Annotated in this window: 14 protein-coding genes; 9 read left to right on the top strand and 5 right to left on the bottom strand. The window is 64.9% G+C overall.

From position 1 onward, the window contains the following. The first annotated feature begins 60 nt into the window (after positions 1-60). The 7 genes from C2L66_RS28090 (at position 61) to treY (ending at position 19,232) form a co-directional block, all read left to right on the top strand. Positions 61-3,504 carry a maltotransferase domain-containing protein gene (locus C2L66_RS28090; RefSeq protein ID WP_082670468.1) on the top strand — a complete coding sequence of 1,148 codons (3,444 nt, stop codon included), beginning with the start codon at positions 61-63 and terminating at the stop codon, positions 3,502-3,504. Then, on the top strand, positions 3,501-6,959 hold the full coding sequence (treS, locus tag C2L66_RS28095) for a maltose alpha-D-glucosyltransferase (RefSeq protein WP_060605013.1): 3,459 nt from the start codon (positions 3,501-3,503) through the stop codon (positions 6,957-6,959). The genes C2L66_RS28090 and treS overlap by 4 nt, the downstream gene beginning before the upstream one ends. Then, on the top strand, positions 6,952-9,177 hold the full coding sequence (gene glgB, locus C2L66_RS28100; RefSeq protein WP_060605010.1) for a 1,4-alpha-glucan branching protein GlgB: 2,226 nt from the start codon (positions 6,952-6,954) through the stop codon (positions 9,175-9,177). Before treS ends, glgB begins: the two co-directional genes overlap by 8 nt. 822 nt (positions 9,178-9,999) lie before the next feature. Further along, positions 10,000-12,213, top strand: coding sequence for a glycogen debranching protein GlgX (gene glgX, locus C2L66_RS28105; protein ID WP_060607076.1), 2,214 nt, complete (start codon positions 10,000-10,002; stop codon positions 12,211-12,213). Positions 12,214-12,303: 90 nt separating this feature from the next. Further along, on the top strand, positions 12,304-14,205 hold the full coding sequence (treZ, locus tag C2L66_RS28110; RefSeq protein ID WP_060607074.1) for a malto-oligosyltrehalose trehalohydrolase: 1,902 nt from the start codon (positions 12,304-12,306) through the stop codon (positions 14,203-14,205). 12 nt (positions 14,206-14,217) lie between these two features. Further along, positions 14,218-16,398: a 4-alpha-glucanotransferase gene (gene malQ, locus C2L66_RS28115; RefSeq protein WP_060605007.1), complete on the top strand. Its 2,181-nt coding sequence runs from the start codon at positions 14,218-14,220 to the stop codon at positions 16,396-16,398. After that, on the top strand, positions 16,395-19,232 hold the full coding sequence (gene treY / locus C2L66_RS28120; protein WP_060605005.1) for a malto-oligosyltrehalose synthase: 2,838 nt from the start codon (positions 16,395-16,397) through the stop codon (positions 19,230-19,232). Before malQ ends, treY begins: the two co-directional genes overlap by 4 nt. A gap of 3 nt (positions 19,233-19,235) precedes the next feature. On the opposite strand, the gene C2L66_RS28125 is transcribed toward treY, so the two are convergent. Together C2L66_RS28125 and C2L66_RS28130 are read right to left on the bottom strand one after the other, a co-directional pair. After that, a complete protein-coding gene (locus tag C2L66_RS28125) occupies positions 19,236-20,579 on the bottom strand; it encodes a hemolysin family protein (RefSeq protein WP_054933487.1) in 1,344 nt (447 codons plus the stop codon). Between the two features lie 124 nt (positions 20,580-20,703). Next, entirely contained in the window at positions 20,704-21,504 is an 801-nt protein-coding gene (locus C2L66_RS28130) for a sensor histidine kinase (protein ID WP_060605002.1), read from the bottom strand. Positions 21,505-21,628: 124 nt separating this feature from the next. Between C2L66_RS28130 and C2L66_RS28135 the strand changes: the two genes are divergently transcribed. Both C2L66_RS28135 and C2L66_RS28140 read left to right on the top strand, forming a co-directional pair. Continuing rightward, positions 21,629-21,970 carry an FKBP-type peptidyl-prolyl cis-trans isomerase gene (locus tag C2L66_RS28135; RefSeq protein WP_054933466.1) on the top strand — a complete coding sequence of 114 codons (342 nt, stop codon included), beginning with the start codon at positions 21,629-21,631 and terminating at the stop codon, positions 21,968-21,970. Between the two features lie 31 nt (positions 21,971-22,001). After that, on the top strand, positions 22,002-22,772 hold the full coding sequence (locus tag C2L66_RS28140; RefSeq protein WP_054933465.1) for an AraC family transcriptional regulator: 771 nt from the start codon (positions 22,002-22,004) through the stop codon (positions 22,770-22,772). A 69-nt stretch (positions 22,773-22,841) separates the two neighbouring features. Here the strand turns inward: C2L66_RS28140 and C2L66_RS28145 are convergent, their stop codons facing one another. The 3 genes from C2L66_RS28145 to C2L66_RS28155 form a co-directional block, all read right to left on the bottom strand. Then, positions 22,842-24,032, bottom strand: a complete 1,191-nt coding sequence (locus C2L66_RS28145) for an O-succinylhomoserine sulfhydrylase (protein ID WP_035999358.1) — start codon at positions 24,030-24,032, stop codon at positions 22,842-22,844. Positions 24,033-24,337: 305 nt separating this feature from the next. After that, positions 24,338-25,888 (bottom strand): amidophosphoribosyltransferase, encoded by a 1,551-nt coding sequence (purF, locus tag C2L66_RS28150; protein ID WP_054933464.1) that lies wholly within the window; start codon positions 25,886-25,888, stop codon positions 24,338-24,340. Between the two features lie 135 nt (positions 25,889-26,023). After that, positions 26,024-26,518, bottom strand: coding sequence for a CvpA family protein (locus tag C2L66_RS28155; RefSeq protein ID WP_007579610.1), 495 nt, complete (start codon positions 26,516-26,518; stop codon positions 26,024-26,026). Between the last annotated feature and the right edge of the window lie 6 nt (positions 26,519-26,524).

Genomic DNA, 26,524 nt, shown 5'->3' on the forward strand with positions numbered 1-26,524 from the left:
GTCGTGATCGCACCCATGTGCATCCACGCCGCACAGCAGGACGAAATCTGGAAACGACCGATGGAAGCTCCTCACGCCTATGCGCCGCGGATTTACTTTGTGCATTCTCCCCTGGTCGGACAGCTGGATGCGTGGCCCGCGCAGTTCGAGCATGCCGCGGCGCTCGGTTTCGATCATGTGCTGATCGGCGGACTGTTCCAGCCGGGACAGGCCGGCCACGCGCAGATCGTCAGCGATCATGCGCGGCTGCATCCCGCGTTCGCCGGCACCGGGAGCGCGCATGAAGTGCTGCAGCGTCTGGCCGAAACCGCGAGCCAGCACGGCCTGACGCTGCTGGTCGATCTCGTGATCGATCGCGCTGCCGCCGACGGCAATCTGTTTCGTGAACACCGCGACTGGTTTCATCCGTTCGAACCGGAAGAAGCGCGGCTCGATCCGCGCCATGCACGCCACGAAGACAACGTCGCGTATGCGAACTTCAACGACGAGCACGCGGCTGCGCCGCTGCTCGACTGGTGGGCGCAGACGCTCGACGCGCTCGCGGATGCGGGCATCGGCGGATTCCGTTTCGATTCGCCGCACCGCGTGCCCGCCTTCGCATGGCGGCGCCTGCTCGAGGCCGTGCGCGCATCGCGCCATCCGTCCACGCGCTTTCTCGCCGCGACGCCCGGCCTCGAGCGCGCGGACGTCGCCGCGCTCGAAGGCGTGGGCTTCGACGCCGTGTTTTCGTCGTCGCGCTGGTGGGACTTCCGCGCGCCGTGGATGCTCGACGAGCACGCGCTGCTGATGCGCATCGGCTCGCCCGTCGCCTTTCCGGAAGCGCCTTACGGCACGCGGCTCGCGGCCGACCTCGAACATGTGCACGATGCCGCGATCGTCGAGCGCGCGTATCGCCGCGCATTGTTGACAGCCGTTTCGACGGGCACCGGCTGGATGATGCCGATGGGCTTCGAATATGGCATTGCCGAGCCGATCTCGCATACGCTCGGCGACGCCGCCCACTACGCGAGCCTGCGCGGCGCGGCGCGCTTCGATCTCTCCGAGCGCGTGCGTCACGCGAACGCGATCGCGCGCGACACCTGGCCGTTGCAAACCAATGGCGAGCTGCGTTCGCTGTCCGGCCCCGACACGCACGCCGCGATCCTGTTGCGCGGCGATCAGCGCGATTTGCGCGACGCGGGCGAAGCCGTGATGGTGGCGATCAACCCGGAGTTGGGCACGCCCGTGCGCGTCGATCCCGCGCGCTTTCTCGACGGCGTGCCGGGCGACTTCACGCGCTTCGTGCCACTCGGCACCGAATCGCGCGGCGCGCCGCAGCCGCTCGCCCCATTCACGCTCGCGCCGGGCGCGTGCCGTCTGTTCCGCGCGGTCGCCGAAAAGCCCGTCGTGCTTGCACCGCCCATCGACAAGAAAAACACGAAGACCTCGGGACACAAGAGCGTGCTCGATGCGATCGCGGGCTCGCGCGTCGCGATCGAAAGCGTGTCGCCCGCCGTCGATCACGGACGCTTCCCCGCCAAGCGCATCGTCGGCGAACGCGTGCACATCACGGCCGCCGTGTTCGCCGAAGGCCACGACAAGATCGCGGCCGCCGTGATCTGGCGCGCCGCCGACGAAACCGCCTGGCACGAAGCACCGATGACGCCCGCGCAGCCCGCCGGCAACGACATCTGGGAAGCGCGCGTTGCGCTGGAGCGTGTCGGGCGTCACGAATACACGGTGATTGCGTGGCGCGACGATTTCGCGTCGCTCGTCGATCACATGCAGAAGAAGCTGAAGGCCGATCAGTCCGTCGATCTCGAACTCGAAGAGGCGAAGCATCTGTTCGCGCTCGCGCTGGCGGAAACGGAGACGGTCGAAGGCTCGCAGCGGCAGCAGCTCGAAGCGATCGTCAAGGAGTTCATGAAGGCCGACACGGGCGAGCGCCTCGCGATCGTGCTCGCGCCGACCACGGCCGACGCGTTCGCCGCCGCACGTCACCGGCCTGGGCTGTCGCGCGATCCTGTCGTCTATCGCATCGATGCCGAACGCGCGGGTGCGCGCTTTGGCAGCTGGTACGAGATCTTTCCGCGCTCGATGAGCGACGACGAGCATCGTCACGGCAACTTCGACGACGTGATCGGCAAACTGCCGCGCATCCGCGACATGGGCTTCGACGTGCTGTACTTTCCGCCTATTCACCCCATCGGCGTCGCCAACCGCAAGGGCCGCAACAACACGCTGACGCCTGGCCCGGACGACGTGGGCAGCCCGTATGCAATCGGCGGCGAAGCGGGGGGCCACGATGCCGTGCATCCGCAGCTCGGCACGCTCGACGATTTCAGGCGCATGCTCGCCGCCGCGCACGATCACGGCCTGGAAATCGCGCTCGACTTCGCGATCCAATGCTCGCCCGATCACCCGTGGCTCAAGCAGCATCCCACATGGTTCGCGTGGCGTCCCGACGGCACGCTGCGTTACGCGGAGAACCCGCCGAAGAAGTATCAGGACATCGTGAATCCGGACTTCTACGCGCGCGATGCAAAGCCCGATTTGTGGATTTCGCTACGCGACGTGATCCTGTTCTGGATCGATGCAGGCGTGCGCATCTTCCGCGTCGACAATCCGCACACGAAACCTTTCCCGTTCTGGGAATGGATGATCAACGACGTCCGCGCGCGGCATCCCGACGTGATCTTCCTCGCCGAAGCGTTCACGCGTCCGCGCGTGATGGCGCGGCTCGCGAAGCTCGGCTTCTCGCAGTCGTACACGTACTTCACATGGCGCGAATCGAAGCGCGATTTCACCGAATATCTGACGCAACTGACGCAAACCGATCTGCGCGAATTCTTCCGGCCTAACTTCTTCGTCAACACGCCGGACATCAACCCGCGTCATCTGCAGGCGCAGGGGCGTCCGGGCTTTCTGATTCGCGCCGCGCTCGCGACGATGCTGTCGGGACTGTGGGGCGTGTATAGCGGCTTCGAACTGTGCGAAGCCGCCGCGCTGCCGAACAGCGAAGAGTATCTGGACTCGGAGAAGTATCAGATCCGCGCATGGGACTGGAACCGGCCCGGCAACATCGTGCGCGAAATCACGGAGCTGAACCGCATTCGCCGCACGAACCCGGCGCTGCACTCGCATCTGAATCTGACGTTCCTGCCCGCGCACAACGAGAGCATCCTGTTCTTCGAAAAGGCCACGCCGGCGCGCGACAACGTGATCGTCGTCGCGATCAATCTCGATCCGTACAACGAACAGGGCGCGGATATCGAGTTGTCGTGGGGCACGTTCAACGCCTGGGGCCTGCACGATCACGGCGCCATCGACGTGATCGACCAGATGACGGGCGAGCAGTTTCAATGGCATGGCAGATGGCAACACGTGCGGCTCGATCCCGGCGCACGGCCGTTCGCGATCTGGCGCATCGCGCCCGCGGCCGGCCTGCCGCGCGACGCTGTTCCCGATGAGAGCGACACGCATCGGGCCGCTCACGACACGACATTCAATGAAGGTGCGATATGAAACGTGACGATCCCGCCGAAAGCACGTCGCAGCATTTCACCGACCCGACGGCCGAGGCCGCTCCAGCGAAGCCGCGCCCATCGCGCCGCGCCAAGGTGTCGACGCTCGCCGACGATCCGCTCTGGTACAAGGACGCGATCATCTACCAGGTGCACATCAAGTCGTTCTTCGATGCGAACAACGACGGCGTCGGCGATTTCCCGGGCCTGATCGCGAAGCTGGACTATATCGCGGAACTCGGCGTGAGCGCGATCTGGCTGCTGCCGTTCTATCCGTCGCCGCGCCGCGACGACGGCTACGACATCGCCGATTACAAGAACGTGCATCCCGACTACGGCACGATTGGCGACGTCAAGCGCTTCATCCAGGAAGCGCACGCGCGCGGCCTGCATGTGATCACCGAGCTGGTCATCAACCACACGTCGGACCAGCACCCGTGGTTCCAGCGCGCGCGCCGCGCGAAGCCCGGCTCGAACCATCGCAACTACTACGTGTGGTCCGACACGGACAAGAAGTACGAGCAGACGCGCATCATTTTCATTGACAGCGAACCGTCGAACTGGACCCATGACCCCGTTGCGGGCCAGTACTACTGGCACCGCTTCTACTCGCACCAGCCCGACCTGAACTTCGACAATCCCTCGGTGATGCGCGAAGTGCTGCAGGTGATGCGCTTCTGGCTCGATCTGGGGATCGACGGGTTGCGGCTGGATGCCGTGCCGTATCTCGTCGAACGCGAAGGCACGAACAACGAGAATCTGCCCGAAACACACGCGATCCTGAAGAAGATTCGCGCGACCATCGACGCCGAATATCCGAACCGGATGCTGCTCGCCGAAGCGAACCAGTGGCCGGAAGACGTGCAGGAATACTTCGGCAACGAAGACGAATGCCACATGGCATTCCACTTCCCGCTGATGCCGCGCATCTACATGTCGATTGCGAGCGAGGACCGCTTTCCGATCACCGACATCATGAAGCAGACGCCGGATCTCCCCGAGACCAACCAATGGGCGATCTTCCTGCGCAATCACGATGAACTCACGCTCGAAATGGTCACGGACTCCGAGCGCGATTATTTGTGGAATACCTATGCGAGCGACCGGCGCGCACGCCTGAATCTCGGCATCCGGCGGCGCCTCGCGCCACTGATGGAGCGCGACCGCCGCCGCATCGAGCTGATCAATTCGCTGCTGCTGTCGATGCCGGGCACGCCCGTCATCTATTACGGCGACGAACTCGGCATGGGCGACAACATTCACCTCGGCGACCGCGACGGCGTGCGCACGCCGATGCAATGGTCGTCCGACCGGAACGGCGGGTTCTCGCGCGCCGATCCCGAGCAACTGGTGCTGCCGCCCGTCATGGGCTCGCTGTATGGCTTCGACGCCGTCAACGTCGAAGCGCAGAGCCGCGATCCGCATTCGCTGCTCAACTGGACGCGGCGCATGCTCGCGACGCGCCGCTCGAAGCACACGTTCGGGCGCGGCACGATCCGCTTCCTGAAGCCGAGCAACCGCAAGATTCTCGCGTATCTGCGCGAACTGCCGGGCGAGCCGCCCATTCTGTGCGTCGCGAATCTGTCGCGTGCGCCGCAGGCGGTCGAACTCGATCTGTCCGAATTCAACGGCGCGGTGCCCATCGAAATGACGGCGGACTCGGTGTTTCCGCGCATCGGGCAACTGACGTATCTGCTGACCTTCCCGCCGTACGGCTTCCTGTGGTTCCTGCTTTGCGAAGGCGGCGGCCGTCCGACATGGAGCCAGGCGCCGTCCGAGCCGCTGCCCGATTTCGTCACCATCGTGATCCGCGAAGGCCAGGCGGGTCCGACACCCGAGAACGTGCGGCTGCTCGAATCGGAAGTGCTGCCGTCGTGGCTGGGACGCCGCAGATGGTTTGCGTCGAAGGATCAGAAGATGCATGCCGTGCGCCTCGCCGCGCTCACGACGATCCCCGAAGCGGGCTTCGCGTTCACGGAGATCGAAGCGGATGTCGGCGACCACACCGAGCGTTACGTGCTGCCGCTCGCCATCACATGGGGCGCGGACACGACCACGCCGCTCTTCATGCAACTGGCGCTGGCGCGCGTGCGCCGCGGGCGCAACGTCGGCCATCTGACGGACGCGTTCTCGTTGCCGCAGTTCGCATACGGCACGCTGCGCAAGCTGCGCGAGCGCGCCGGCGTGCCGACCGTGCAAAAGAGCACGATCCATTTCATTCCGACCGACCGTTTCGACGAACTCGATCTTGGCGACCAGCCCGAAATCCGCTGGCTCGCCGCCGAGCAGAGCAACAGTTCGCTCGTGATCGCCGACAAGGTGGTGCTGAAGCTCGTGCGGCGTCTGCTGAAGGGCGTGCACCCCGAAGCGGAAATGAGCCGCTATCTGACGCAGCTCGGCTACGCGAACACCGCGCCGCTGTATGGCGAAGTGGTGCGCGTCGATCCCGAGAACGTGCCGCATACGCTGTGTATCCTGCAAGGCTTCGTCGACAACCAGGGCGACGCGTGGAACTGGGCGCTCGACACGCTGCGCCGTTCGGTCGACGAACTGGCGCTCGCCGTCGACGGCGCCAGCAACGAGAACCAGGCGAACCAGGACCGCGTGAACGAGGAAGAAGCGACGGGAGGCTACGCGTCGTACATGGGGATCATCGGCAAGCGGCTCGGCGAGCTGCACGTCGCGCTCGCGTCGCCATCGGACAACCCGGCATTCGATCCCGAACCCGCTGACAGCAAACAGGTGCAGGCGTGGATCGACGGTACGCAGAAACTGCTTGCCACCGCGCTCGACCTGCTCGAGAAGAACGTCGATCAGTTGGGCGAAGATGCCGCACTGCTCGGCCGCAGCATTCTCGACCGCAAGGACAAGCTGGTCGAAGCGGTGTCGAAGCTCGTGACGCCCGACGCGCATGCGCTGCGCACGCGCATTCACGGCGACTTCCATCTGGGCCAGGTGCTCGTGGCGCAGGGCGACGCCTTCCTGATCGACTTCGAAGGCGAGCCGGCGCGCGAACTGGAGGAGCGGCGCGCGAAGTCGAGCCCGTTGCGCGACGTTGCGGGGCTGCTGCGTTCGCTGTCGTACGCGAGCGCCGCCGCGCAATCGACAATGGAAGCCGCGCCGCAGATGACGGCCGACCGCAAGCGCGCGCTGTTCGAGCGCTTCCGCGCCGCCGCTGCCGAGGCGTTCCTCACCGAGTACCGCGCGGCAACGCAAGCCGCGCCGCAACGGCTCGTCGCGCCGGAGCACGAACAGGCCTTGCTCGATCTGTTCCTGATCGAGAAGGCCGCTTATGAAATCCGCTACGAGGCGGCCAACCGTCCCGCATGGCTCGGCTTGCCGGTGCGCGGCCTTGCCGCGCTGACGAGCCGCCTGCTGGGCGACACGGGCGCCGCGCCGCATTCGCCGGCGGCTGCGTCGGCGCCTCCCGCAGCATCAGAGGGCGATTATGAGTGAGCACTACAACGTTCAACTTGAGGCGGCCGGTCTGCATCGCGTGGACCTGGATGCGCTCGTCGATGCGCGCCATCACGATCCGTTCTCGCAACTCGGCATGCACCAGACGAGCGCCGGCCCCGTCGTGCGCGTGATGCTGCCGAACGCGGCGCGCGTGTCGGTGATCGCGCGCGACGACGGCAGGCTGCTCGGCGAACTGGAGCAACTGCATCCGGGCGGCCTGTTCGCGGGTCCCGTCAGCGAAGCCGTGGCGTATCGCTTGCGGATCGACTGGCATGGGACGGTTCAGGAAATCGAGGACACGTATTCGTTCGGCCCCGTACTCGGCGACGAGCCCTTGCAACGCGTCGCGTGGGGCGATCCGTACGCGGTGCTCGAATGCCTCGGCTCGCGGCCGTTCACGCTGGATGGCGTGCCGGGCGTGCGCTTTGCCGTATGGGCGCCGAATGCGCGGCGGGTGTCGGTGGTGGGCGACTTCAACTCATGGGACGGCCGCCGTCATCCGATGCGGCTGCGCCATCAGGCCGGCGTGTGGGAACTGTTCGTGCCGCGCATCGGCGCGGGCACGCGCTACAAGTACGAGATGTTGGCGCGCGACGGCCATCCGTTGCCGCTCAAGGCCGACCCTTGCGCGATGCAGACCGAGAAGCCGCCCGCGACGGCGTCCGTCGTTGCGCACGTCGACGCCGTCGAGCGTTTTCCGTGGACCGACGGCGACTGGATGCAGACGCGCGCGTCGAAGCAGACCGCGCAATCGGCGATCTCGATCTACGAGGTGCATGCGGAATCGTGGCTGCGCGTCGCGGAGGAAGGGCATCGCGGCTTGAACTGGTCCGAGCTCGCGGACCGGCTGATTCCTTATGCGAAGGAAATGGGCTTCACGCATATCGAGTTCATGCCGATTGCCGAGCATCCGTTTGGTGGATCGTGGGGTTATCAGCCGTTGTCGCAGTTCGCGCCGTCGGCGCGCTTCGGCACGCCGGAGCAGTTCGCGGGCTTTATCAACCGCGCGCACGAGGCGGGGCTGGGCGTGATACTCGACTGGGTGCCCGCGCACTTTCCGAACGACGCACACGGACTGATCGAGTTCGACGGCACGCCGCTTTACGAGCACGCCGACCCGCGCGAGGGCTATCACCAGGACTGGAACACGATGATCTACAACCTCGGCCGCAACGAGGTGAGCGCGTTCCTGATCGCATCGGCGCTGGCGTGGCTCAAGCGCTATCACGTCGATGGCTTGCGGGTGGATGCCGTCGCGTCGATGCTGTATCGCGACTATTCGCGTGCGGCGGGCGAGTGGGTGCCGAATATTTATGGCGGGCGTGAGAATCTCGAATCGATTGCGTTTTTGAAGCGGCTGAATCACGAAGTGCAGCACATGCCGGACGTGCATGGGGCGATCACGATCGCCGAGGAATCGACGGCGTGGCCGGGTGTGACGGCGCGCATCGAGGATGGCGGGCTCGGCTTCCAGTTCAAGTGGAACATGGGGTGGATGCACGATACGCTGCACTACATGCACGAAGACCCGATCAACCGTCGATGGCATCACCACAACATGACGTTTGCGATGGTGTATGCGTACTCCGAGAAATTCGTGCTGCCGCTTTCGCACGACGAGGTCGTGCATGGCAAGGGATCGCTGCTGGGCAAGATGCCTGGCGACCGCTGGCAGAAGTTTGCGAATCTGCGCGCGTACTTTGCGTTTATGTGGGCCCATCCGGGCAAGAAGCTGATGTTCATGGGCGGCGAGTTTGGGCAGATGGCCGAGTTCGATCACGATGGGTCGCCGCATTGGCATCTTCTCGATGATGAATTGCACCATGGGGTGCAGCGGCTCGTGCGGGATTTGAACCGGCTTTATCGCGAGGAACCGGCGTTGCATCGGCTCGATACCGAGCCGGGGGGGTTCGAGTGGATCATTGGCGACGATAGCGTGAATTCGGTTTTTGCCTGGCGGCGCACGGATGGCGCGGGGCGCGAGCTGATTACGGTTTGCAACTTTACGCCGGTGCCCCGGCATGCGTATCGGATTGGGATGCCCCGCGCGGGGCGGTGGGCTGAGATCGTTAATTCCGATGCTGGGGTTTATGGTGGGTCTAATGTGGGTAACGGTGGAGTCATCTATACAGATGACGTTGCCGCGCATGGGCGGCCGCAGTCGGCCTCTTTGGTGCTGCCGCCGCTGGCGACTGTTGTGCTTCGGGCTGATTGAGGTTTGGGGCTGGGTTTGGGTTTGCGTTTTCTCTGCGAGGCCGTGGGGTTAGGGTTCCGGTGTTTGCAGTTGCAGGGTTCGGGTTTTGGAGTTTTGTGCTGGCATCCGCGATACGTTAGCTCGCTTCACGCGTCGCCCCTGTGCGGGGCGGCACCTACTTTTCTTTGCCGCCGCAAAGAAAAGTAGGCAAAAGAAAGCGGCTAACACCGTCAGCCCATGTTCTTGTCCACGGGCCCCCAACGTCCCCACGCTTCACGCCGCCGTGCCCTGGTCAGTGCCCGTTGCCAGCGCTCCGAATACATGCCTCACCCGCTTCACGCACCCGTACAAAGGCCAGCGGCAGCGAACGGTATGTGCCGCCCAGGTGGCAAACTGTGTGCAGGTTGTCGCGTCGTACACGTTAGGGCTCTTACAGGGTGGTGCGCATGCGCAATCGGTCCGGAGTGAGGCGTGCGAAGTACAAGAAGCCGACACACAGTTTGCCACCTGGGCGGCGGTCGACTATGTGGCACGGCATGTTGAAGCGCGGGTGTGTGAAGCGGGTGAGGCGTGTATTCGGAGCGCTGGCAACGGGCACGAATGACGTGATTGCCGTTTGAAGTGTAAGAACCTGTGGGGGCCCTCAGGCGGGAAGAAAGGCTGGCGGTGTGAGCCGCTTTCTTTTGCCTACTTTTCTTTGCGGCGGCAAAGAAAAGTAGGTGCCGCCCCGCACAGGGGCGACGCGTGAAGCGAGCTAACGTAACGCGGATGCCAGCGCAAAGCGAAAGCAAAAGCAAAAGCAAAAGCAAAACCGACACCAACAACAACGGGAACCCACTTGCCATGCCGCACGTACTACCAGACAGACTACTACCTGGCGCCCCGTACCCTTTAGGCTCAAGCTGGGACGGCTTAGGCGTGAACTTCGCCGTATTCTCCGCGAACGCGCAACGCATCGAGCTATGCCTCTTCGAGCCAACCGGCAGAAAAGAACTGAAGCGTTACGCGCTGCCAGAATGCACCGACGAGGTATGGCACGGCTACCTGCCGCACGCCCACCCAGGCACGGTATACGCATTCCGGGCCCACGGCCCCTATCAACCGCAGCATGGTCACCGTTTCAACCCGCACAAACTATTGCTAGACCCCTACGCAAGAAAACTCATCGGCCAGTTCCGATGGTCAGACGCTCTGTTCAGCTACCGCGTCCACTCGAACAGAATGGACCTCTCGATCGACCGAAGAGACTCGGCGCCAGCCATGCCCAAATGCGTGGTCGTCGACGAAGCCTTCGACTGGTCCCACGACACACGCCCCAACGTCCCGTGGAATGAAACCGTCATCTACGAAGCCCACGTGCGCGGCGCATCGATGCTACGCAAAGACCTCCGCACGCCCGAACGTGGATCGTTCGCCGCACTCGCATCGCCAGAGTTCATCGAGCATCTGCTAAAACTCGGCGTCACCGCCGTCGAACTGCTCCCCGTCCACGCATTCCTCAACGACCGCTTTCTCGTCGAGCGCGGACTGCGTAACTACTGGGGCTACAACACGGCCGCGTTCTTCGCGCCGGAACCGTCCTACCTGACCGCGCATCGGCTCGACGAGATGCGCATCGCCGTCCGTCAACTGCACGCGGCAGGAATCGAGGTAATACTCGATGTCGTCTACAACCACACGTGCGAAGGCAATGAGATGGGCCCCACCGTGTCGTGGCGCGGACTCGACAACGCCAGCTATTACCGCCTCATTCCAGGCGACGAACGCCATCACATCAACGACACCGGCTGCGGCAACACGCTCAACGTGCCCCATCCGCGCGTCCTGCAAATGGTGATGGATTCGCTGCGCTACTGGTCGACCGCGTTCAATATCGACGGCTTTCGTTTCGATCTCGGCGTCACGCTCGGACGCGAGCATTCGGGTTTCGATCCCGGCTCGGGTTTCTTCGACGCGCTACGGCAAGATCCCATCCTGTCGCAACGCAAGCTGATTTCCGAACCGTGGGACATCGGCCCGGGCGGCTATCAGCTCGGCAATCATCCGCCCGGCATCAGCGAATGGAACGACCGTTTCCGCGATTCCGTGCGCCGCTTCTGGCGCGGCGACGCCGGCATGCGGCCCGATCTCGCCGCGCGGCTGACGGGATCGGCGGATCTGTTCAACCGGCGCTTTCGCAAGCCGACGGCGTCGGTCAACTTCGTCACGTCGCACGACGGCTTCACGCTGTTCGATCTCGTGGCGTACTCGCAGAAACACAACGAGATCAACGGCGAAAACAACAACGACGGCCATAACGAAAATTACAGCTCGAACTGGGGCGTCGAAGGTCCGACCGACGAACCCGCCATCGTCGAAGCGCGCGAGCGCGTCTCGCGTTCGCTGATCGCAACGCTGTTCGTTGCGCTCGGCACGCCGATGATGCTCGCTGGCGACGAAATGGGCCGCACCCAGCGCGGCAACAACAACGCGTATTGCCAGGATAACGAAATTTCCTGGATAGATTGGGAACGTGCCGCGCTCCCACACGGGCGCAAAATGACTATGTTCTTCGCGCGCATCATCGCGTTGCGAAAACAGCATCCGCTGCTGCGCGAAAACCGCTTCCTGTTCGGCGACCGTGAAGTGCTGCCGGGTCTCTACGACGTCGGCTGGTTCGACGAGCACGGCGAAGCGCTGACCATCGAAGCGTGGCAGGACCCCGAAGGCCGCGCCTTCACGCTGCGGCGCGCGGGCGCAGGCCTGAATGGAGAAACGGAAGTATTGTTGTTGATGTTGAACGCATCGGCGGCGGCGCTGCGCTTCATGCCTCCGCCGCCGCACCTGGAATGGCATGTGCTGCTGGATACGGCGAACCCTGAAGCGCCGCCCGCGCCGCTCGCCGCGCCCGACCTGGAAGTGCCCGCGCACAGCATGGTGGTGCTCGCGGCGCAGCCCACGGGCGACGCGGACTGGCAGGCAAGCTGGCGCGCGGGCGCGCAGTACGGGCCGCGTCTGTTGACCGCATTGCCGCCGGACCCGGGCACGTCGATGCCCGACACCGAGCAGTCCGGCTAACCGCGCGAGCGCCCGATTATCAACAGAAAGCCCATGCCGGAAGGTCTGCAATGAGCGTGCGTATCAACATGCCGACGAATGGTGACAATCATGCATGAACGTCCAATCGACCCTCACGCGCATCATCACGCGCACTGCCTGCCGTTCGGCGCGCAGCTGCTCGGCGCGGCGAGCGCGAACCCGCGCACGCGCTTTCGCCTGTGGGCGCCGTCGTGCGCGAAGGTGCAGGTAGTCGTCGAAACAGGCAATGCATCCGGCACGCACGACATGAGCGCGACGGGCAATGGCTGGTTCGAAACGGAAATAGCTTGCGGCGCGGGCACGCTGTACCGCTACAAGCTCGACGGCGCGCTGCTGGTTCCCGACCCCGCGTCGCGCTTTCAGCCGCAGGACGTGCACGGCCCGAGCGAAGTGATCGATCCGCGCGCCTACACATGGGAGCACGCGGGCTGGTGTGGCCGGCCGTGGGAAGAAACGGTGCTGTACGAACTGCATGTCGGCGCGCTGGGCGGCTACGGCGGCGTGATGAAGCGCCTGCCCGCCATCGCGGAGCTGGGCGTCACCGCAATCGAACTGATGCCGCTCAACGATTTTCCCGGCACACGCAACTGGGGCTATGACGGCGTGCTGCCCTATGCCCCCGATTCCTCGTACGGACGTCCCGACGACCTGAAAGCGCTGATCGACGCCGCGCACGCGCACGGCCTCGCGGTGTTCCTCGACGTGGTGTACAACCACTTCGGCCCGGACGGCAACTATCTGCATCAGTATGCGAAGCCGTTCTTCCGCGAAGGCACGCACACGCCGTGGGGTCCCGCAATCGACTTCGAGCGCGGCGAAGTGTGCGAATTCTTCTGCGACAACGCGCTCTACTGGCTCAACGAATATCGCTTCGACGGCTTGCGCCTCGATGCCGTGCACGCAATCGACAACGACGACTGGCTGCGCCGTTTCGCCGATCACGTGCGCGCGCATGTGCAACACGGTCGTCACGTGCATCTCGTGCTGGAAAACGAGCGCAATACGGCGAACCTGCTCGACAGCCATTTCACCGCGCAATGGAACGACGACGCGCATAACACGCTGCACGTGCTGCTGACGGGCGAACACGAAGGCTACTACGCCGCGTACGCCGATCAGCCGATCCAGCGGCTCGCGCGGATACTCGGCAGCGGCTTCGGCTATCAGGGCGACCCTTCGCCCATCCACGACGGCCAACCGCGCGGCCAGCCGAGCGGCCATTTGCCGCCCACATCGTTCGTGGCGTTCTTGCAGAACCACGATCAGATCGGCAATCGCGCGATGGGCGAGCGTCTGCGCACGCTGTGCGCCGATGACGCGCTGCGCGCCGCCACGGGCCTGTTGCTGCTGTCGCCGCAGATTCCGCTGCTGTTCATGGACGAGGAATATGGCTCGAAGCAGCCGTTCCTGTTCTTCACCGACTACACCGGCGATCTGGCGAATGCCGTGCGCGAAGGACGCCGCAAGGAATTCGCGCGTTTCTCCGCGTTCGCCGACGAGAAGCGCCGCGCGCTGATTCCCGACCCGAACGATCCCCAGACGCTCGCCATGTCGTCGCCGCCCGCCGGGCGGCAAGGCGACACGCCCGACGCGAAGGACGCGCTCGACTGGATGCATTTCTACAAATCCGCTCTCGCCGTGCGCGCGAAGCTGATCGCGCCGCGCCTGCGCCATGCGAAGGCGCTCGGTGCGACGGTCCTCAAGGCAGCCGGCGGTAGCGACGCGAACGCGCTAACCGCGCGCTGGAAACTCGACGACGGCGAGACGCTGTCGATCGTGCTGAATCTCGGCAATGAAGCCCTGCCGCTTGGCGAGCGCCCTGCGGGCAAGGTGATATTCGAAACGCCGCCGCGCGTGCGCGATCGCATCGACGCGGGCGAGTTGCCACCGAACGCATTCGTCGCATGGCTGACCGGCGACGTCAGCGAATATGCCGTCGGCCACGACGCGCGCAAGCACGCAACGACCTAAGGAGCGACACGCGTGGCTACAAACCGACGCCCAGGCATTTCCATCGACGCCCTCGCCGCACGCGCAGGCTTCGAAGTCGAATGGGAAGACGCGCATCACAACAGGAAGCGCGTGCCCGACAGCACGCTCGCCGCGTTGCTCGAACGCATGGGCCTGCCGTGCGGCAACGCCACGCAGATTCGCCAGAGCGCGGGCGCGCTCGAAGCCGAGTTGTCGGGCCGCAAGCTGCCGCCGCTGATGACGGTCGAATGCGGACGCGGCATCGCCTTGCCCGCCGCCGCGATCAAGTCGGGCAGCCACTACCGGATCGAACTGGAAAGCGGCTCGCTGATCGATGGACGCTTCACGGCGCCGAGGGGCGAAGCGGCGCTGCTGTCGCCTATCGACGAACCCGGCTATCACACGCTCGTGCTCAACGAGCACCGCATGACGCTCGCCGTCGCGCCTGCGCAGTGCTACACGGTCACCGACGCGTGGCGCGCGATGCACGGCGGCGACACCAACGCGCCGCCGCTGTGGGGCATCGCGGCGCAACTCTACGGCTTGCGGCGGGTCGGCGACGGCGGCATCGGGGATTACACGGCGCTGGCCACGCTCGCGATCGAAAGCGCGAAACGCGGCGCGCATGCGCTCGCCGTCAGCCCGACACACGCGATGTTCAGCGCGTTGCCGGGCTCGTTCAGTCCGTATTCGCCGTCGTCGCGGCTGTGGTTGAACGTCACCCATATCGATCCTGCCGCCGTGTTCGGCGCACAGGCCGCGCAAGCCGCGCTCGATGCAGCCGGCGGCGCCGACGTCTGGCCGCAACTCGAGACACTGCCGCTGATCGACTGGAAGACGGCGACGCCGCTCAAGCTCAAGGTGCTGCGCGTGTTGTTCGAGCGTTTCTGCGCAAACGACCGCGCGCAGGACTCGCCACGCGCGCTGGAATTTCACGGCTTTTGCGAGCGCGGCGGACGCGCGCTCGAAGATCATGCACGCTTCGAAGCGCTGCATGCGTTCCAGTTGCTGAACAGCGGCGAAGGCTACTGGCGCAAGTGGCCGGACGCGTTGCAGGACCCGCGCAGTCCCGAGGTCGAGGCCTTTGCGAACCAGCACCGGCACGAAGTCGAGTTTCATCTGTTCCTGCAATGGCTCGCGTCGAAAGGACTGTCGCACGCGCAGCATGCGGCGCGCGATGCCGGCATGGCGATCGGCCTGATCGCGGATCTCGCCGTCGGCTGCGACAGCGCGGGCTCGCACGCCTGGTCGTATCGCGACGACATGCTGCACGGCGTGTCCGTCGGCGCGCCGCCCGATCTGTTCAACCAGGCGGGCCAGGCGTGGGGCCTCACCACCTTCTCGCCGCGCGCAATGCGCAATCAGGGCTTCTCGGCGTTCATCGACATGCTGCGCTCGGCGTTCGCCTGTGCGGGCGGCATCCGCATCGATCACATCCTCGGGTTGCGGCGGCTGTGGCTCGTCCCCGAAGGCGAAAGCGCGAAGAACGGCGCGTACCTGCGCTATCCGCTCGAAGACATGCTGCGGCTGATCGCGCTCGAATCGTGGCGGCATCGCGCGATCGTGATCGGCGAGGATCTCGGCACCGTGCCGCCGGGTTTTCGCGAGCGGCTCAGCGAGCATGGCCTGGCCGGTATCCGCGTGCTGTGGTTCGAACGCACCAAAGACGGCAAGGGCTTCACGCCGCCTGGCGAATGGGATAACGGCGCGGTCGGGACGACGACCACGCACGACCTGCCGACCGTCTCCGGCTGGTGGCGCGGCGAGGACATCGTGTGGCGCAATCGCATCGGTCAGACGGCCGCGCGCGCCGATGGACGCGATCCTGTCGCGCTCGCCCAGGCCGAACGCGACGACGACCGCGCGGCGCTATGGCGCGCGTTCCAGCAAGCCGGGGTCGCCGCGCCCGACGTCGAGCCGCCGCCGCCCGGCGAGGCACCCGTCGATGAAGCGCTCGCGTTCGTTGCCGCCACGCCGTCGCCGCTCGTCACGTTTCCGCTGGAAGACCTGCTCGGTCTCGTCGATCAGCCGAATCTGCCCGGTTCGATCGACGAGCATCCGAACTGGCGCCGCCGCGTGATCCAGCCCGTCGACGCACTGTTCGCCAACGACGCCTTTTGCGACCGCCTGCTCGCCATCCAGCAGGCGCGCACCGACTCAACCTCTGCTTCTTCGTTGTCCGACACGCCATGACTGTTCCGCGCGCCACGCTCCGACTCCAGTTCCATCGCGACTTCACGTTCGACGATGCGCTCGCGCACGTCGATTATTTCGCCGCGCTCGGCGTGAGCCATCTGTATGCTTCGCCGATCACGACGGCCACGCCCGGCTCGACACACGGCTACGACACGGTGGACTACGGCCAGGTCAGCGCCGAGTGCGGCGGCGAAAACGGCCTGCGGCGTCTGACCGACAAGCTGCATGAACTCGGCATGGGCCTGATCGTCGACGTCGTGCCGAATCACATGGGCATGAGCAAGCACAACGCGTGGTGGCAGGACATTCTCGAATGGGGCCGCCATAGCGCCTTTGCGCGCTTTTTCGATGTCGACTGGCACTCGCCCGACCCGGCGCTGCGCGGCAAGGTGCTGATGCCCGTGCTCGGCGCGGCTTACGGCGAGGAACTGATCGCGGGCCGCATCGCGCTGCGCTTCGACGCCGACAACGGGCGTTTCAACATCGTCTACGGCGAGCACGCGTGTCCCGTCTGCCCGACCGATTACGCGGCGATCCTGCAATCGGCGGATCGCGCGGATCTGAGCGCGCTCGCGGAGCGCTTCACGTCGATCACCACGCAACCCGCCGATCATCCGCGCGCGGCTGAAGGCCGCGAAGCGCTGCGCGAATTCGTGCGGCAAAACGGCGCGTCGGCGATCGAGTTCGTGCTCGAAGCGTATTCGCCCAACGAGCCCGTCACGCGCGACCGTCTGCACCGTCTGATCGAGCGGCAGCATTTCCGGCTCGCGTGGTGGCGTACGGCGTCGGATGAAGTGAACTGGCGGCGCTTCTTCGATATCAGCACGCTCGCGGCCGTGCGCGTCGAGCGTCCCGAAGTGTTCGATGCCGTGCACGCGCTGATCTTCCGGCTCTATGCGGAGGGCGTAATCGACGGCTTGCGCATCGACCATGTCGACGGGCTCGCGGAACCGCGCGAGTACACGCAGCGGCTGCGGCAGCGGCTGTCGGAACTGCGCGAGGGCACGACGCCGTATATCGTCGTCGAGAAGATACTCGGACGCGGCGAAGCGCTGCGCGACGATTGGCCCGTCGACGGCACGACGGGCTACGACTTCATGAACGACGCTGGCGCGCTGCTGCACGATCCAGACGGCGCGGCGCCGCTCGCCGAGGCGTGGGCCGATCTGAGCGGCCGTCCCGCGAACTTTGCAGACGAAGCGCTGCCCGCGCGGCGCAAGATCCTCGCGGAGAATCTGCCCGCGGAACTGGACCGCGTGTCGCGCGCGCTGCATCGGCTCGCGCGCGACAGCATCACCACCCGCGACTTCACGTACACGGCGATCCGCCGCGTGACCAACGAGCTCGCCGCCCACTTCCCCGTCTATCGCATCTACCCGCAAAACGGCCTGCGGAGCGCCGCCGACAACGCTTACTTCGACATCGCGCTCGATGCCGCCAAACAGACGCTGTCGCGTGCCGATCATGGCGTGCTGGCGCGCGTCGATGCGTGGCTCGGCAGCGGCGCCGACGAAAACGCCAATGCACGCAACGCCGCGTATCCGGCACCGCAGCAAAATGGCAACGCGGGCGCGTTCAATCACACCGCGTCGGCGCGCCGCACCGTGCAGACGCTGTTCTCGCAGCTGACCGCGCCCGTCGCCGCGAAGGCGATCGAAGATACCGCGTGCTATCGCTACGGTCGTTTGCTATCGCGGTGCGAAGTGGGTGCTGACCCGGGCGAGTTCGCGCTGACGGTCGAGCAGTTTCACGCGGGCAATCAGGAACGCGCACGGCGCTTTCCACACGCATTGCTCGCGACGGCAACCCACGACCACAAGCGCGGCGAGGACACACGCGCGCGCCTCGCCGTGCTCAGCGAAATCGCCGACGAATGGACTGCGACGCTGCGCGCATGGACGACGTTGAACGCGCCGCACAGGCGCGCGCTGGATGGCAACGCCGACGACTGGGCGCCTGGCCCCAGCGCCGAGGCGATGGTGTATCAGACGCTGGTCGGCTGCTGGCCGCCCAACCTTTCGCCCGACGACGAAGCGGGCGTCAAGGCGCTCGCCGAACGCGTCGCGCAATGGCAGTTGAAAGCGCTGCGCGAAGCGAAGTTGCGCACTACGTGGCTTGCGCCTGACGAAGTTTTTGAGAACGGCTGCCGCGAGTTTCTGTTCGATATTCTCGCGCCGCAGCGTCGCGACGGGTTCCTGCGCGAACTGAGCGGATTCGTCGCGCGCATCGGCCGGGCAGGTGTGGTGAATAGTCTGCAGCAGACCTTGCTGCGGCTCGCTTCGCCCGGCGTGCCCGATCTTTATCAGGGTACCGAACTATGGGATTTCAGTCTCGTCGATCCCGACAACCGGCGGCCGGTGGATTTCACGCAGCGCCGGGCATTGCTCGCCGAGGCACCGCCTTCCCATTACCTCGCTGGCTGGCGCGATGGCCGCGTGAAACTCGCGATCATTCAGCGGATGCTCGCGTTGCGCATGCAGATGCCCGAATTGCTGAGTAGCGGCAGCTATACGCCGCTCACGGTGCAAGGCAAGTACGCCGCGCATGCGATTGCGTTCGCGCGGCGTCAAGGCAACTGCTGGGCGGTCGTGATTGCGACGAGGCTGTCGATGGCGCTGCTCGATAACGGCAGCGACCTGCCTGTCGCCGATCCGATTGCATGGGACGACACGGCGGTGCAGATGCCCGAAGAACTGTTCGGGCGCGCGTTGTTCGACTGGGTGAGTCCCGCTGCGCCGAAGGTCGAAGATACCGGGCTGCTGTATCTGCGCGATGCACTGACGACGATGCCGGTGGCGGTGCTGGTCGAGGATGGGGTGCCGCGGGTGTGACGCTCAACCACCCTCATCATCGAACGTTTTCGGATACACCCGCACGAGCACGATACGCGGCCCCTTCATCCTCTTCACGACCACATCGAAGCGGTCGAATTCGACGCGCTGCCCTTCTTCCGGCAAATCGCCAAGCGCGTTGATTACCAGACCGCCGACGGACTCCGCGCTGCCCTCGTCGATATCGATACCGAGCGCGCGCTCCAGCGACACCACGGGCAAGCTACCCTTGCCCATCAGCGTGCCGTCGTCCATGCGCGTCCAATCTGCATCGCCCTGACGGAACTCGTCGTGAATCTGGCCGACCAGCGCGCCGAGCAGGTTGTCGAGCGTCAGGAAGCCGATCGGCTTCGCGTTCTTCCGGCCGACCAGCGCAAGATGCGGCGCGCCCTTGCGAAAGCGCCGGAACAGTTCCAGCGCGGGCATCTCGGGCTTCACGTACTGCACGGGACGCACGTAGTGCGACAGGTCGTCGAGCGTGCTGCCCGCGTGCCGCGCCAGCAGCAGATCCTTCAGATGGATCGTGCCCGCGACGCGCTCGCCCGTCGCATCCTCGAGCAACGGATAACGGCTGAAACGATGGCGCGCGATGATCTGCATGTTGTCGCGCCACGGCAGATCGCGGCGCAGGCTCACCAGTTCGTGCGCGGGCCGCATCAGGTCGGACACGGTCATGCGCGAGAAATCGAGCGAATGCGCGATCGTGTTCCACTCGTCCTGCGAATAGGCGTCCTTCGAGCCGTCGAGTTCGTTCGTGACGCTCGCGCGGCGGCCTCGCAGAATCAGCTTCAGTTCTTCTGTGGAGTAATGCGTGTCGCCGCCGTGGTCGGCCGTCAGACCGGCGAGGCGCAGCACCGCGTTCGCGCTCGAGTTCAGCACCCAGATGGCGGGGTACATCGCCCAGTAGAAGCCATACAGCGGCATCGCCGTCCACAGCGAGATATGCTCGGACTGGCGGATGGCCAGCGACTTCGGCGCGAGTTCGCCCACCACGATATGCAGGAACGAAATGCACGAGAAGGCGAAGAATAGCGAGATGCCGTGGATCAACTGCTCGTTCTGAATGCCGAGCAGATGGAACACGGGATTCAGCAGTTCAGCGAAGGCGGGCTCGCCGATCCAGCCAAGCCCGAGCGACGCGAGCGTGATGCCCAGCTGGCATGCGGACAGGTACGCATCCAGCCGGCCATGCACCTTCGCGAGCAGCTTGCCGCGCAAGCCATGCTTCTCCGCGAGCGTTTGCACGCGTGTCTGCCGCAGCTTGACGAGACCGAATTCCGCGGCAACAAAAAAGCCGTTGAGGGCAACGAGCAACAACGCGCCAATGAGGGCGACGAACTGGATCAAAGCGAAGAACTCCGGCAACAAAAGCCGTCAGTATAGAGCGCGAAAGGCATGTGAAAGCGCTGAGCGCGCGTGAACTGGCCATCCGGCCAGGTCGCGCGCGACTGCACGCGCGTGGGAGCGAGCGTCATGCGCCGGCGAGCGGCACACGCAGTTTGAGCGTCGTCGGCTGGCCGTCTGCCCATTCGCCCTGTTCGAACGCGCCCTCGTGGGCTTCCGCCATGCGCTTGCACAGCCCGAGCACCCACGATATGCGGCCGGCTTCGCGCGGCTGCGTCGCTTGCGCACGCGCGAAGTTTTCGAGCACGTGAGGCAGCGCAGCGTCCGTCAGCGCAGCAGGCGTGGCTTGCCAGCCGACCGTGGCGCGGAACGTCGATGCATCGACGTCGGCATCGAGCGTGACGGTCGCGCCGCTCGCGCTCGCCTCCACCGCGAACGCGACGAGCAGCCATAGTGCAGCGGCCAGGCGCTCGCGGTCGCCGTTCATCTGCTGCGCGGCGAGCGGCGAGTGGAGTTGGAGTGCGACGCCACGCCGCACGGCGAGCGCCTCGCGCACATCGCCTATCGTTTCATCGAGCAACGGGCGCAGCGCGAATGGCGCGCGGTTCAAAGCAAGCGCTCTCGTTTCGGCGCGCGTCGTGTCGACGATCGATTCGAGCAGCTTTACCTGTTGCTCGACGCCGTTGCGAATGCCTTCGAGCGCGCGTTGCGCGGTGGCGTCGTTCGCGTCGATCTTGCGGTCGAGCACATAGGCCCAGCTGTGAATGGCATTCAGCGGGCTGCGCAGGTCGTGCGAGACCAGCGACAGCACATGATCGCGCATGAAGAGCGCTGTTTCGGCGCAGCGTCGCGCGGTTCGTTCGGCGACGGCAGACGTCCCCTCGCTGCTGCCGGAAGAAGACGGAGTAGACGTGGTCACGATCGACATCCTCGTTGGCGGTTCACCGTTGGTTGCAGTCTGGACATTATAGGCATGGCCGTTCGGCCAAGCTTCGCGACGGTTGGACAACGCGCCTACAATAGCGGTTTCGAACGATTACAAGGAGCATTGCATGACTACAGTCACCACGGCCTCGGGCCTCAAGTACGAAGACCTGACGGAAGGCTCGGGCGCAGAAGCGAAGGCCGGCCAGACCGTCAGCGTGCACTATACCGGCTGGCTGACCGACGGTCAGAAGTTCGATTCGAGCAAGGACCGCAACGACCCGTTCGCGTTCGTACTGGGCGGCGGCATGGTCATCAAGGGCTGGGACGAAGGCGTGCAAGGCATGAAGGTCGGCGGCGTGCGCAAGCTCACCATTCCGCCGCAACTCGGCTACGGCGTGCGCGGCGCAGGCGGCGTGATTCCGCCGAACGCGACGCTCGTGTTCGAAGTCGAATTGCTCGGCGTCTGAGCGTTTCCGTAGTTTTTCCGGTTGCATTTTGATGAGCCACGCCGTTATCGATGCACCCAGCGTTTCCCTGCGCCGCTACGGCACCGTGGAAGCGTCGGACGTGCACGACTTCCATCAGATCGTGCTCGGTCTGGACGGGGCGATGGTGATGGCGGTGGACGGCGTCGCGCAGGAAATCGACCGGACGTCCGCGTGGCTCATTCCGGCGGGCTCGCGGCACGACTACGCGGGCGTCGGCGAAAACCGGCAACTCGTGCTTGATCTGCCCGCGTCGTCGGTCGCCGTGCCGCAACGTCTGTTCGACCGGGCGCGCGCCGTCACCGTCGATTCGTCGCTCACGCAACTGGTCTCGCATATCGCGGGCCGCGCTACTGCGCGTGTCGATGGCGATGCCGCATGGCGGCGCTTCAACTGGGAAGCGGCCTCCCGCTTATGTGCGGCGATCATCGAAGACACAGGCATGGCGGATGCTGCGCCTGCCGCGGGTCTGGACTTCGCGCGCATCGATACCTGGCTGCGTGCGCGTCTGTCCGAGCCGCTGCGCATCGCTGACCTCGCCGCGCACTGCGGCTTCGGCATGCGGCGCTTTCATCAATTGTTCATCGACGCATTCGGCGAAACGCCGCATCGCTATTTGCAGCGGCTGCGGCTGGATACGTCGGTTACGCTGCTCGCCGATCCGCGCCGCTCGTTGACCGACGTCGCGCTCGAAGTCGGCTTCGGCGATCAGAGCGCCTACACACATGCATTCACGCGCCGCTTCGGAATGGCGCCGGGTCAGTGGCGCGCACTGCTGCATTGAGCGTGGCTGCATGACGAAACGGGCGCTTCGCAGCGCCCGTTTCGTTTCACCCTTCACTTCGTCGCTTCATCAGCCTGCAAGGCCGCGTGCCAGATCGTCGCGAATATCTGCGGCATTCTCCAGACCAACGGCAAGCCGGATCAGACCTTCCGTGATGCCCGCCGCCGCGCGCGCTTCCGGCGTGATGCGGCCGTGCGTCGTGGTGGCAGGATGCGTGATGGTCGTGCGCGTGTCGCCGAGGTTGCCCGTAATCGAGCAGATCTTCGTGCTGTCGATCACACGCCACGCGTTCGCGCGCATCGCTTCCGGCGTGTCGCCCTTCAGCTCGAACGAAACGATCGCGCCGCCCGCCTTCTGCTGGCGCTTCGCGATCTCGTACTGCGGATGCGATTCGAGACCCGGATAGAACACGCGCTTCACGGCGGGATGCTGGTCGAGCCAGCGCGCGATTTCGAGCGCATTCGCCGACTGGCGCTCGACGCGCAACGACAGCGTCTCCATGCCCTTCAGCAGCACCCACGCGTTGAACGCGGACAGCGTGGGACCCGCGCTGCGCACGAACGGGAACACCTTTTCCATGATGAACTGCTTCGAGCCGACCAGCGCGCCGCCGAGCACACGCCCTTGCCCGTCGAGAAACTTGGTGGCGGAATGCATCACCACATCCGCACCAAGCTTCAGCGGCTGTTGCAGCGCCGGGCTGCAAAAACAGTTGTCGACGACGAACAGCGCATTCGCGGACTTCGCGATCTTGCTGATCGCTTCGATATCGGCGATCTCCGTCAGCGGGTTCGACGGCGTCTCGAGGAAGAACATCTTCGTCTCGGGGCGCACCGCGTTTTTCCACGCGTCGAGGTCGGTCGGATCGACGAAGGTCGTCGTGATGCCGAACTTGCTGAAGATCTGCGAGAACATACCAAGCGTCGAACCGAACAGGCTCTGCGAGCTGACGAGATGGTCGCCCGCCTGCAACGCCGACATCACCACCGACATGATCGCGCTCATTCCCGACGCCGTCGCCATGCACGCCTCGCCGCCTTCGAGCGCCGCGAGACGTTCCTGGAACATCGTCACGGTTGGATTCGTGAAGCGCGAGTACGTGTAATAGTCTTCGGAATTCTTGAAGCGCTCGGCGGCGTCGGCGGCACTCGCAAACACAAAGCTCGACGTCAGGAAGATCGCTTCCGAGTGTTCGCCGAAGTCGCTGCGCAACGTGCCCGAGCGGACCGCGAGAGTGTCGAAGTTGAGGGAATCGTCCATGTTCGTTCTGTTCCGTTTTTCGAAGTCACGTGCGCTTGCCGTCGAGGTTTGCGCGCGTGAGAGCAACAAAAAAGCCCGCTTTGCGTCGGCATAAGCGGGCTTCGTGTGCGGGGAAAGCTATAAGCGCGATGGCTGTGCAGCTGCTCACCGTTCGCTTTAGCTGTTTTGGGTTTCCCCGCGTCCGCAAGCTGAGATCAAATCGACGCAAGACCCGATGGTAACACTGCCCCCGGATTTTCGCGCCGGGTTTCAGCGGCTGTTGCAGCGCGCGAGACCGGTTGCCCGGTGCTCGCGCTTACGCCGCGTTACTCGACCGACAGTTGCAGGTGCAATTGCGAACGCGCAGCGCCGCCGTCGATCGCGTCGCTAGCGGCGTCGCGGTCCGATTGCGCGGACGGCGCGAGACGCGCGGATTCGATGCGGTCGAGGTATTCCGTCGTCACATCACCCGTGATGTAGTTGCCGTCGAAGCACGACGATTCGAACTCCTTCAGCGCCGGGTTGATGTCGCGGATCGCGTTCTTCAGCGCGTCGACGTCCTGATAGACGAGGAAATCGGCGCCGATCAGGCGCGCCACTTCTTCATCCGAACGACCGTGCGCGACGAGTTCGCTGCGCGTCGGCATGTCGATGCCGTACACGTTCGGGAACTTCACGGGCGGCGCAGCCGACGCGAAGATCACGTTGTTCGCGCCCGCATCGCGCGCCATCTGCACGATCTCGTGCGACGTCGTGCCGCGCACGATCGAGTCGTCGACGATCAGCACGTTCTTGCCCTTGAACTCGATGCCCATCGCGTTCAGCTTCTGGCGCACCGACTTCTTGCGCACTGCCTGGCCCGGCATGATGAAGGTCCGGCCCACGTAACGGTTCTTGAAGAAGCCTTCACGGTATTCGACGCCGAGTTTCGCCGCGACCTGCATCGCCGCCGGACGCGACGAATCGGGAATCGGCATCACGACGTCGATCTTCACGTCCTTGGGCAGCACGCGCATGATCTTCTCGGCCAGATAGTCGCCCATGCGCAGACGCGCGTTGTAGACGGGCACGCCGTCGAGCACCGAATCCGGACGCGCGAGATACACGAGTTCGAAGATGCACGGGTTCAGGCTCGCGTTCGGCGCGCATTGCTGCGCGTGGAAATTGCCTTCGAAGTCGATGAAGATCGCCTCGCCCGGCGCCACGTCGCGCACGAACTCGAAGCCGATGCCTTCCAGCGCCACCGATTCCGACGCCAGCATCCACTCCGTGCCCGACGCCGTTTCCAGCTTGCCGATACACAGCGGACGGATGCCGAACGGGTCGCGGAAGCCAAGCAGACCGTAGCCGGAAATCAGCGACACGATTGCATACGAGCCGCGCACACGCCGGTGTACGCCCGTCACGGCCTTGAACAGCGCGGCGGGATCGAGTTGCAGGCCCGAGCTCGACAATTGCAACTCGTGCGCGAACACGTTCAACATGACTTCCGTGTCGGAATTCGTGTTGATGTGGCGACGATCGATGCGGAACATCTCGTCTTTCAGTTGCTGCCAGTTGGTCAGATTGCCGTTGTGCGCGAGGATCAGGCCGAACGGCGCGTTCACGTAGAACGGCTGGGCTTCTTCTTCGCTCGACGCAGAACCCGCCGTCGGGTAACGCACCTGGCCAATGCCGCTATTGCCCGGCAGGCTGCGCATGTTGCGCGTGCGGAACACGTCGCGCACCATGCCATTGGCCTTGTGCATGTGGAAATTGTTGCCGTTCGCCGTAGCGATACCGGCAGCGTCCTGACCGCGGTGCTGCAGCAGCAGCAGGCTGTCATAGATGAGCTGGTTGACGGGAGACTGGGAAACTACGCCTACGATGCCGCACATGGCATGTCCTTCAAAGGGTACGAAATTCGATCAGTGCGGCCTGCCTGGGAGACAGCCGCGCGCGCCGTGGTTCTGCCTGCTTCACCATCGGCCCGCCTTGTCATCCGCCTTCGCCCCTTGCGTGCAACGCGATCGTTACACGTGGACGTAGGCGGCGAGCGTTTCGGGAAGCAGAGGCTTCAACTCTCGCACGCCCTGCTCGGCGTAGGGCCGCAGCAGCGCGTTGCGCCAGAATTCCTGTTTGGGCAGTTCGGTCAAGCCACCGAGGGCGACCAGAACCAGCACCAATATGACCCCGCGTACGAGGCCGAACACTAGTCCAAGCGAGCGATCCACACCGCCCAGGCCGGACACCTGCACCAGCCGGCTCAGCAAAGCGTTGGCCACGCTTGCCACCAGCATCACGCCAATGACGATCAACGCGAACGCGATCAGCCACTGCGTCAGCGCGCCGCCCGGCCAGTTCGCCGGCACGTAGGGCACCAGCAGCCCTACGAAACGCGCCGCCACCAGAAAGGCGACGATCCAGCCGATCAGCCCGAATACCTCGGACAAAAAGCCGCGCCACGTTCCTCGCATGGCCGACAGGGCGATCACCGCCATTACAGCGTAGTCGAACGCGGTGAACATCGCCGG

The sequence above is a fragment of the Paraburkholderia caribensis genome (assembly GCF_002902945.1).
In the GTDB taxonomy this organism is placed as follows: Bacteria; Pseudomonadota; Gammaproteobacteria; order Burkholderiales; family Burkholderiaceae; genus Paraburkholderia; species Paraburkholderia caribensis.

What these genes read in the sequence shown, in the direction of transcription:
- treS (WP_060605013.1), top strand. Translation starts at nt 3,501, where the DNA reads ATGAAACGTGACGATCCCGCCGAAAGCACGTCGCAGCATTTCACCGAC.
- glgX (WP_060607076.1), top strand. Translation starts at nt 10,000, where the DNA reads ATGCCGCACGTACTACCAGACAGACTACTACCTGGCGCCCCGTACCCT.
- purF (WP_054933464.1), bottom strand. Translation starts at nt 25,888, where the DNA reads ATGTGCGGCATCGTAGGCGTAGTTTCCCAGTCTCCCGTCAACCAGCTC.
- C2L66_RS28090 (WP_082670468.1), top strand. Translation starts at nt 61, where the DNA reads ATGGAAGCTCCTCACGCCTATGCGCCGCGGATTTACTTTGTGCATTCT.
- C2L66_RS28155 (WP_007579610.1), bottom strand. Translation starts at nt 26,518, where the DNA reads ATGTTCACCGCGTTCGACTACGCTGTAATGGCGGTGATCGCCCTGTCG.
- treY (WP_060605005.1), top strand. Translation starts at nt 16,395, where the DNA reads ATGACTGTTCCGCGCGCCACGCTCCGACTCCAGTTCCATCGCGACTTC.
- C2L66_RS28135 (WP_054933466.1), top strand. Translation starts at nt 21,629, where the DNA reads ATGACTACAGTCACCACGGCCTCGGGCCTCAAGTACGAAGACCTGACG.
- C2L66_RS28130 (WP_060605002.1), bottom strand. Translation starts at nt 21,504, where the DNA reads ATGTCGATCGTGACCACGTCTACTCCGTCTTCTTCCGGCAGCAGCGAG.
- C2L66_RS28145 (WP_035999358.1), bottom strand. Translation starts at nt 24,032, where the DNA reads ATGGACGATTCCCTCAACTTCGACACTCTCGCGGTCCGCTCGGGCACG.
- glgB (WP_060605010.1), top strand. Translation starts at nt 6,952, where the DNA reads ATGAGTGAGCACTACAACGTTCAACTTGAGGCGGCCGGTCTGCATCGC.
- C2L66_RS28140 (WP_054933465.1), top strand. Translation starts at nt 22,002, where the DNA reads ATGAGCCACGCCGTTATCGATGCACCCAGCGTTTCCCTGCGCCGCTAC.
- treZ (WP_060607074.1), top strand. Translation starts at nt 12,304, where the DNA reads ATGCATGAACGTCCAATCGACCCTCACGCGCATCATCACGCGCACTGC.